Below are 8,447 nucleotides of genomic sequence, written 5' to 3' on the forward strand. Positions count from 1 at the left end.
GGTGCGGCCCGCTCACACGCCGTTCGACGGCGATATCGTCTTCGCCCTGGCCTCGGGGGCCGTCGCGCTGGGCGAAGCGCCCGCGCGGCGGGTCAGCCTGGCTCGGCTGGGCTCGGCCGCGGCCGACTGCCTGGCGCGCGCGATCGCCCGGGCGGTCCACGCCGCTAAGGCGGGGTGATCGTCTCGCCGCCGGCCAGTTGGATGGCGGCGGTCTCCAGGTGATTCAGCAAGCGCTTGAAGGTCGCCACCTCGCTGGGCGCCAGGCCCGCCAGCAGGGTCGCCTCATAGGCCAGGGCCAGGGGCGCGATCTCGGCGAACAGCCGGCGGCCGGCGGCGGTCAGCTCCAGGGTGTGCGAGCGACGATCCGAACGGACCGTGGTGCGGGCGACCAGGCGACGCACCACCAGCTCCTGGGCCGCGCGGCTGACGCGCACCTTGTCCATCGCCGTTCGGGTGACGGCGGTGTGTTGGGTCAGGCTGCCCTCGGCCAGCACGGACATCAGACGCCACTGGGGAATGGTGAGGCCGAACCGGTCCTCGTAGGCGCGGGCGATCAGGCGACTGACGGCCGCCGAGGCGGTGGCCAGGCGATAGGGCACGTAATCGGAAAGACTGACACCGGCTTCGGGCGCGTCCGGCGCGCCTGACTTAATCGGAGAGACCGTTGCGGTCATGTCCCGTTCCTTTCGTCCTCCCAGGCGTGACCGCCCTTGAAGGCGCGGCCTTCGCCAACGTTGCGCGTTTCCGGCCCCTGGCGTCGGGTCCGCGCGCATCCTTGATCTGAGCGCGCTCCGCCAGGGTCTCAACGTCCCGCGGCGCGCGCCCGAAGGAAGCGGCAGTTTCGCACGCCGCTTGGGCAGAGAATAGCCGTCTCGCCTTCCTGAAGGGCGTTCTTATGCCTCGGGACAGCCGATCGCGATCTGAAACGAACGTTTTTGGCGGCGTCGGGGTGTGGTTTTCGCTCCTCGCACCCCGCGAGAATCGCCTTGGCCTTACGCCGGACGAACGATCGCAGCCGATACGCGCGCGCCCTGGTCGTATCGCGACGGACCGCCATAGACGGCCACCTCGCAGAGAATGTCCCCATCCGGGTCGGCGGCCCAGATATAGCTGCGCTCGACCTCGACGTAGCGGCCGGCGGGCGAGAGGCCCTCGAACGTGTCGCCCCAGGGGACGATCGCGCGCAGGTCCTGCCAGCGCAGGGTCAGGGCGCGGGCGAGTTCGTCCCGCGCCATGGCCTCCAGATCGGCATCGCCCGCCGACACGCCTCAGCCTTCGGCGGTGTCGCGGAAATACGCCTCGACCTCGCCCTGCAGCTTGATGGTCATCGGATTGCCCTTGCGGTCCAGGGTCTTGCCGGCGGCGACGCGGACCCATTTCTCGCTGACGCAATATTCCTCGACATTGGTCTTCTCGACGCCCTTGAAGCGAATGCCGATGCCCCGCTCCAGCAGATCCGCGTCATAATACGGGCTGTCAGGATTGACGGAGAGGCGGTCGGGAGGCGTGTCGCTCATGGTCTTCCAGCTTCAATGCGGGCGCTCGGCCCGTGTCTTGGCCGGCGGTGATACCCACGAAACGCGGAAAGTCCAAATCCGCCCCGCCGACATCCTTGTAAGTGGGCGCCTTTCCCATTCGACCCGATCCGCTGGGATCGCGCCATTCCTTGGCCTGAACGGCTGATCGTCGCCGAAACCGCTTACACTTTTGGCCATCTCGCTTTAGCTACGGGCGCACACGTTTCTCGGAGTCCGCATGCTGCGTCGCCTCTACGACTGGGTCATGGGCCTGGCCGCCTCCCGCCACGCCCCGCTCAGCCTGTTCGCCGTGTCGTTCGCCGAGAGCTCGTTCTTCCCGATTCCGCCGGACGTGATGTTGGCGCCCATGTGCCTGGCCAAGCCGGAGAAAGCCTGGCGCTACGCTCTGATCTGCACGATCGCGTCGGTGCTGGGCGGCATGTTGGGCTATGCGATCGGCTATTTCCTGCGCGATTTCGGCCTGTGGATCATGGCCGCCACCGGCCATTCCGGCGGGCTGGAACAGTTCCAGTGTTGGTATGGCAAGTACGGCGTCTGGGTGATCCTGGCCAAGGGTATGACGCCCATCCCCTACAAGCTGGTGACCATCGCCTCGGGCCTGGCCGCCTTCAGCTTCCCGGTGTTCATCGCCGCCTCGGCCCTGACGCGGGGCGCGCGCTTCTTCCTGGTCGCCTTCATCATCAAGAAATTCGGCCCCACCCTGCTGCCCATCGTCGAGCGGCGCCTAGCCCTGTTCGCCGGAATCTTGATCGCCCTCATTGTCATCGGCCTGACCGCGAGCCATCTGCTGGGCGGGGGCGGACATGGCGGAGCTTGCGTCGCATGACGAACGAGGATTCCAGAAGCGCGGCGCCGGGACTGGTCAGCCGCGTCTATGACCTGGTGACCCGCCACTGGCCGCTGCTGGCGTTCCTGTCCAGCGCGCTGATGCTGGCCATCGCACACGCTTTCGAAAGCTTCGGCGGGCTCGCGCCCTGCCACCTCTGCCTGAAGCAGCGCGAGGTCTACTGGGTCGCCGGAACGGTCGGCCTGATCGCCTTTGGTCTGCAGCGCACGCCCCTGTGGCCGCGCCTACGCCTGCCGGCCAACCTGCTGCTGGGCGCGATCTTCCTCTACGGCGCGGGCCTGGCGACCTATCACGCCGGCGCGGAATGGAAGTGGTGGCCCGGACCTTCGAGCTGCTCGGGCCTGGGCTCGGCGGCCGCTTCCAATCTCGAGGCGATGCTCAAGGGCACGGCCAAGATCAAGCCGCCGGCCTGCGACAAGGCTCCCTGGGTGTTCCTGGGCCTTTCCATGGCCGGATGGAACGTGCTGATCTCGCTGAAACTGGCCGTCTGGTCCGTCCTGGCGGCGTTGCGCAAGTCGGACGTTTCGGCATGAGCAAGCCTACGCCTCCCCGCCCCGGCCAAGGCGCGCAGAAGACGCGGCTCGGCGAAATCCTGCGCGTCGATCAGGCCGGCGAACTGGCCGCGGTCCACATCTATCGCGGCCAGGCGGCGGTGATGAAGGTCGCCCCAGGCCGCGCGCGCATCGCCGAGCAGTTGAAGGAGATGGAGGGCCACGAGCAGGTCCACCTCTCGCGCTTCGACGAACTGCTGACCGAGCGCGGCGTGCGGCCTACCCTGATGTCGCCGATCTGGCGCGCGGCGGCCTTCGCCCTGGGCGCGGGCACGGCTCTGCTGGGTGACAAGGCCGCCCACGCCTGCACCGAAGCCGTCGAGTCGGTGATCGAGAAACACTACGCCGGCCAGATCGAGGAACTGAAGGACCGCGATCCAGCCTTGGCCGCCGAGCTCTCGCAGTTCCGGGACGACGAGCTGGCCCACCGCGACCTCGCCGTCGAGGAAGGCGCTCGCGAAGCTGTCGCCTACCCGCTGCTGAGCGCGGTGATCCAGGCCGGCTGCCGCGCCGCCATCAAGATCAGCGAGAAGATCTGACCGCGCGCTTGGCGCCGCTCGCGGCTACGCCTACCGATGCTCCCAACGAGATCTTCGCGTTGGGGGAGTCGCCCGCCTTGTCCTTCCGTATCCGCGCCCTCGCCGTCTGCGCGGCGTCGCTGCTGGCCCTGTCCGCCGCGAACGCCTCGGCCGCCGAGCCGCTGAAGACCAGCGCGTTGACGCTCGAAACCGGCGGTCCGATGCCGCCCGAACAGAAGGCCCTGGCCTTCGAGCACGCCGACCTGAAGTTCAAGATCCTGCCCGACAAGAAGGCGATCGAGGGCGAGGCGACCCTGACCTTCACGGCCAAGGCCCCGCTGGACAAGCTGGTGCTCGACTTCGATCGGGTTTTCGCCATCAGCCGGTTGACGATCGACGGCAAGGCGCTGAAGTCCTCGGCCTGGACCAATCCCGAAGGCCGGATGACCATCACCCTGCCCAGGACCGTCGCGAAGGGGAAGACGGTCACCGTGGCCGTCACCTATGCCGGAATCCCGCTGGAGGCCAAACGCGCGCCCTGGGACGGCGGCTTCGTCTGGAGCAAGACCGAGACCGGAGAACCCTGGATCGCCACGGCCGTTCAGGGCGACGGCTGCGACGTCTTCTGGCCCTGCATCGACTATCCGACCGGCGAGCCCAAGCTAGTGGACCTGCACATCACCGTTCCGGCCCCGCTGGTCGCGCCCGCCAACGGCGTGTTCCTTGGCATGACCGAGAAGGACGGCTGGCGCACCTACAATTGGCGGGCCAAGACTCCCAACACCTACGCCATCGCCCTGGACGTCGGCCCCTACGAGGAGCTGACCGCCACCTACAAGAGCCGCTACGGCGACAGCTTCCCGATGTCGTTCTGGTATCTCAAGAGCCGCGCCGAAAAGGCCAAGGCCCTGTTCGCCGAGTTCACGCCGATGCTGGACTTCTACGAACAGATGATCGGCCCCTACCCCTTCCGCGACGAGAAGATGGGCGTGGTCGAGACCCCGCACCTGGGCATGGAGCACCAGACGATCAACGCCTACGGCAACGAGTACCGCAAGGACGTCTACGGCTTCGACTGGCTGCTGGAACACGAGTTCGCGCACGAGTGGTTCGGCAACCAGCTGACCAACGCCGACAACGACGACATGTGGCTGCACGAGGGCTTTGGCACGTACATGCAGCCGCTGTTCTCGCAATGGCTGCATGGCGACATGGAGTACATGGCGCGCCTGAACCAGATGCGGGTCGACAGCAAGAACAGATTCCCGATCGTCTCGGGGCGTCCGCTCAGGGAAGACGAGGTCTACAACGCCGATCGCGGCCCCGGGAACGACATCTACTACAAGGCCGCCAACGTCCTGCACACGCTGCGCTGGCTGGTCGGCGATGAGGCGTTCTTCAAGATCACCCGGATCGCGGTCTATGGCCGCGACGACCCCAAGCCTGGCAATTTCGCGCCGCGCTACCTGGGCACGCGGGACTTCATCAAGATCGTCAACCAGGTGACCGGCAGGGACTACGGCTGGTTCTTCGATGTCTACCTCTACGAAGCTCAGCAGCCAGAGCTTCTGGAGGCGCGGGACGGCGACGATCTGGCGCTGACCTGGAAGGCTCCCAAGGACAAGCCTTTCCCGATGCCGGTGGAGGTCAAGGTCGGCGACAGGGTCGTCACCCTGCCCATGACCGGCGGGACGGGCCGTGTCACGGTTGGCCAGGCCGTTCCGGTTATCGTCGATCCAGCGTCCAAGGTGCTGCGTCGCCAGCCCTATCTCGAGACGTACCTGGCCTGGAAAAAGGCCAAGGACGACGCCGACAAGGCGGCCGCCGAAGCCAAGAAGAAGGCTGAAAGCGAGAAGAAATAGGCGCGCGAACGATGCCCGTTCCGAGAACGGTCATCTCTCGCTAACCCTGTCCGTTCACCGCTTGGCCGAACCTTGACCTTAAGTACGGGGGCGTTCCTCGGAGAGCTCCATGGCCAAGCCCGCCCACGTCGTCACCGCCTCGCGCATCGCGCTGCTGGCCGGATCCCTGGCGGTGACGGTGTTGGCCCTGGGCCCGTTCAACGGGGCCGAGAAGGTGTTCGGCCTGAACGACAAGAGCGCCCACGCCCTGGCGTTCGGCGGGCTGCTGGCCATCGCCTTCCTCGCGTTCCCCCGGCTGCGGCGTTCCGACCTGACGGTGGCGGCGCTGATCTTGGGCGCGGCGGTCGAGGTCGCCCAGATCTTCGACCACCGCACCGCCAGCTTGCTGGACTGGCTGGCCGACGCGGCCGGCATCTGCGTCGTTTACGGCGCCAGCATGATCGAGAACGTGCGCAAGATGACCCGTGAACAAGGCCATCTGACCTTCTCGGAGATCGCGGCCATGGACCGTCGTCGCGGCGGCCGGCGCGCCGTGGCGTTCGAGCCGGCCGACGGCGCGTCCGACGCGTCCAGCTTCGCCGAACGCGCCGCGCGACGGTTTCCCGCCCGCTGACCGCCAGCCCCGCTGATTAGGCGTCAGGTGATGCGCTTGACGCTCACCGGGTCGCTGCCGGGGAAGCTCTCCTCAAGACCCTCGTCCAGCAGGGCCTCCTGACGGCTCTCGGCCGTCTTGACCTTGCCGGCCAGCTGGTCGTGCTTTTCGCCTTCCTTCAGGGGGCGCTTGGCCTCGCGGGCGTGGGGGGCGTCGAACGCCTTGTCCTCGGGGCGGATCTTGCCCTCCGCGGCCATGTCGGCCGTGGACGCGGCCGTGCCGTGGGTGAAGTGGCGGTTGTCGTCTTGGTCGGTGGTGTGTCGAGTCATCGCCTTGAACTCCCGTAACTTGGTCTCAGGGTAAAAACCCGCCAGCCAAGGTTCGGGTTGCATGCCCGCCCGGCTTCCCACCCTTTTGGATCGCGCCTGGAACCTTTGCCGTACGACGGCATTTTACGGACGCTCTGGCGGTCTGATCCCCTTCCGCCTGTAGCCGCGGCCCGGGACAGCCATTCCTCAAAACGCCAGCCCGGGCCGCTTCCTCGCTTCGAGGCTCAAGCCTCCAGCTCGATGTCCCAATAGAGATAGTCCAGCCAGCTCACGTGCAGCCGCCCCGGCGGAAAGCGTCTGCCCCTTTCCTGCAACTCGTGCATCGAAGGCCGGCGCGCGTTGTGGAACGGCTGCATTCCCGCCTCTCTCGGCGTGCGGCCGCCCTTGCTGAGATTGCACGGCGCGCAGGCCGTGACGATGTTCTCCCAGGTCGTGCGCCCGCCGCGTGAGCGCGGGATCACATGGTCGAACGTCAGATCCTCCGGCGAGCCGCAATACTGGCAGCTGAAGGCGTCGCGCAAAAACAGGTTGAAGCGGGTGAAGGCCGGCGGTCGCTCCTGCGGGACGTACTGCTTCAGCGCCACCACGCTGGGCAGCTTCATCTCGAACGACGGCGAATGGACGACCTGGTCGTAGCTGGCGACGACGTCGACGCGATCCAGGAACACCGCCTTGATCACCTCCTGCCAGGGCCAGAGGGACAGCGGATAGTAGCTGAGCGGCCGGAAGTCGGCGTTGAGCACGAGGGCCGGCATGCCCGATGGCGGGCGTGTGAGGACCTGCATCAGATCCTCCCTTCGAGGCGCGCGCCGAAACGCACGGAACCTAGCCCAATGGGGCCTCGGCTGAGGGGGTACGCGACAGGACTGAAGACGGGCCTCCTTCCTACGCAATTCAGGGAATCGGCATTCATTCCCGAACGCAGGGAAAGGATGAGCCAAGTCAGCGACAGAACCAAGACATCTGTCGAGAGACTTAGAAGGGCGCGATCTCCCGCCGCTTGACCGCGCCGTAACAGGCCCAGAGCAGATGCGCGGCGACCCCGCGATAGGGCCGCCAGAGCTCTGCCCGGAGGTAGGCCTGTTTCTCGTTCGGCCGGACCTCGGCCTTGTCGACCCAGCGCATGGCCTCCTGCAAGGCCACGTCGCCGCCGGGGAACATGTCCATGCGCCCCTGGGTGAACATCAGATAGACCTCGGCGGTCCAGCGCCCGATCCCGGTGATCGCCGTCAGCGCCGCCACGGCCTCCTCGTCGGCGAGGCTTGGCAAGGCGTCGAAGTCGCACGCGCCGCTGACGTGGGCCTCCGCGATCGCGCGGGCGTAGCGGGCCTTCGGGCGTGAAAGCCCCAACGAAAGCAGGTGCGCGTCCTCGTGCTTCAGCACCGCTTCGGGCGTCATGTCCGGCAGCCCGGCCTCGACCCGCGCCCAGATGGCCGCGGCCGAGGCCAATGAGACCTGCTGCTGCACCACCATCTTCAACAGGCCGGGAAATCCGCCCAGGCCCACGCGCCAGGCGAAGGCCGGCGTGACGGCCTCGATCGCGGCCAGGGCGGGATCGACGGCGGCGAGTTGCTTGCGCGCTTCCAGAAGCGCCTGCGCGGTGGGCGGAACAAACATCTTCCGCACGTGGCGCGCCCGAGCCCGGATGACAATCCGAAAGTTGCTGGCCGAAAGTTGCTGGCCGAAAGTTGCTGGCCGGAACTTACTGGCCGGAACTTGCTGAACTACTCGACGGCGGTGATCTCGATCTCCCCGCCCGGGGCGGGCGAGACGTCGCCGACCGCCTTGCCCAGCAGGACCCGGGCGATCGGAGCCACATAGGAGATCGAACCCTTGGTCGGATCGGCCTCGTCCTCGCCAACGATGCGGAACGTCTGCACGCGGCCATCCTCGCGCTCGAAGGTCACCCGGTCGCCGAATTGCACGACGGTGCGGGCCGGATCGCGCTCGAGAAGCTGGGCCGTGGCCCGCCGGGCAGACCAGTAGCGCAGGTCGCGCGTGGCGCGGGCCATGGCGGTGCGATCCCCGTCGGCCGCCCCGCCGGCGCTCTGAGCCGCGGCATAGGCGGCGCGCGCCGAAGCCAGCTCGGCCTCGATCTGGGCCAGGCCTTCGGGCGTGACGAGATTGGGGTGGGCGGAGATCGGACGATCGGGCAGATCGGCCGCGAAGGCCTCGCTGTCGCCCTCCTTGGTGAAGGCGACGCTCATGGC

General features: G+C 67.4%; 13 protein-coding genes. 6 read left to right on the forward strand and 7 right to left on the reverse strand.

Annotated elements, in window-relative coordinates; genetic code table 11:
* On the forward strand, positions 1-178 hold a 178-nt coding region (locus VJ655_RS14375; protein ID WP_324112208.1), incomplete at its 5' end, for a P1 family peptidase.
* Here VJ655_RS14375 and VJ655_RS14380 read toward each other — a convergent pair.
* From VJ655_RS14380 to VJ655_RS14390, 3 genes are all read right to left on the reverse strand, one after another.
* Positions 165-674, reverse strand: a complete 510-nt coding sequence (locus tag VJ655_RS14380; RefSeq protein WP_324112192.1) for a MarR family winged helix-turn-helix transcriptional regulator — start codon at positions 672-674, stop codon at positions 165-167. The two genes, VJ655_RS14375 and VJ655_RS14380, sit on opposite strands and share 14 nt — an antisense overlap.
* Before the next feature lie 318 nt (positions 675-992).
* Positions 993-1,235 carry a hypothetical protein gene (locus VJ655_RS14385; RefSeq protein WP_324112210.1) on the reverse strand — a complete coding sequence of 81 codons (243 nt, stop codon included), beginning with the start codon at positions 1,233-1,235 and terminating at the stop codon, positions 993-995.
* A gap of 33 nt (positions 1,236-1,268) precedes the next feature.
* Positions 1,269-1,517 (reverse strand): DUF3297 family protein, encoded by a 249-nt coding sequence (locus tag VJ655_RS14390; RefSeq protein ID WP_324112194.1) that lies wholly within the window; start codon positions 1,515-1,517, stop codon positions 1,269-1,271.
* A 238-nt stretch (positions 1,518-1,755) separates the two neighbouring features.
* Here VJ655_RS14390 and VJ655_RS14395 point away from each other — a divergent pair, with 238 nt between their 5' ends.
* The 5 genes from VJ655_RS14395 (at position 1,756) to VJ655_RS14415 (ending at position 5,929) form a co-directional block, all read left to right on the forward strand.
* Positions 1,756-2,364 (forward strand): YqaA family protein, encoded by a 609-nt coding sequence (locus VJ655_RS14395; RefSeq protein WP_324112196.1) that lies wholly within the window; start codon positions 1,756-1,758, stop codon positions 2,362-2,364.
* Positions 2,361-2,918, forward strand: a complete 558-nt coding sequence (locus tag VJ655_RS14400) for a disulfide bond formation protein B (RefSeq protein ID WP_324112198.1) — start codon at positions 2,361-2,363, stop codon at positions 2,916-2,918. Before VJ655_RS14395 ends, VJ655_RS14400 begins: the two co-directional genes overlap by 4 nt.
* Positions 2,915-3,475 (forward strand): demethoxyubiquinone hydroxylase family protein, encoded by a 561-nt coding sequence (locus VJ655_RS14405; protein WP_324112200.1) that lies wholly within the window; start codon positions 2,915-2,917, stop codon positions 3,473-3,475. Before VJ655_RS14400 ends, VJ655_RS14405 begins: the two co-directional genes overlap by 4 nt.
* A gap of 59 nt (positions 3,476-3,534) precedes the next feature.
* A complete protein-coding gene (locus VJ655_RS14410; RefSeq protein ID WP_324112202.1) occupies positions 3,535-5,316 on the forward strand; it encodes a M1 family metallopeptidase in 1,782 nt (593 codons plus the stop codon).
* A 109-nt stretch (positions 5,317-5,425) separates the two neighbouring features.
* Positions 5,426-5,929, forward strand: a complete 504-nt coding sequence (locus tag VJ655_RS14415; protein WP_324112204.1) for a VanZ family protein — start codon at positions 5,426-5,428, stop codon at positions 5,927-5,929.
* A gap of 23 nt (positions 5,930-5,952) precedes the next feature.
* Here VJ655_RS14415 and VJ655_RS14420 read toward each other — a convergent pair whose 3' ends face one another.
* The 4 genes from VJ655_RS14420 to greA all read right to left on the reverse strand — a co-directional run bounded on the left by VJ655_RS14420 (position 5,953) and on the right by greA (position 8,444).
* The gene (locus tag VJ655_RS14420) at positions 5,953-6,237 is read right to left on the reverse strand and encodes a hypothetical protein (protein WP_324112206.1); all 285 of its coding nucleotides are present in this window, start codon (positions 6,235-6,237) and stop codon (positions 5,953-5,955) included.
* Positions 6,238-6,461: 224 nt separating this feature from the next.
* Entirely contained in the window at positions 6,462-7,025 is a 564-nt protein-coding gene (locus VJ655_RS14425; RefSeq protein WP_252635267.1) for an HNH endonuclease, read from the reverse strand.
* Between the two features lie 187 nt (positions 7,026-7,212).
* Positions 7,213-7,854, reverse strand: a complete 642-nt coding sequence (locus tag VJ655_RS14430) for a DNA-3-methyladenine glycosylase (protein WP_324112212.1) — start codon at positions 7,852-7,854, stop codon at positions 7,213-7,215.
* A gap of 107 nt (positions 7,855-7,961) precedes the next feature.
* Complete coding sequence (greA, locus tag VJ655_RS14435) at positions 7,962-8,444, reverse strand: transcription elongation factor GreA (RefSeq protein WP_324112214.1); 483 nt, start codon at positions 8,442-8,444, stop codon at positions 7,962-7,964.
* Positions 8,445-8,447: the final 3 nt, after the last annotated feature.

This window comes from Caulobacter sp. (assembly GCF_035254145.1).
Classification (GTDB): domain Bacteria; phylum Pseudomonadota; class Alphaproteobacteria; order Caulobacterales; family Caulobacteraceae; genus Caulobacter.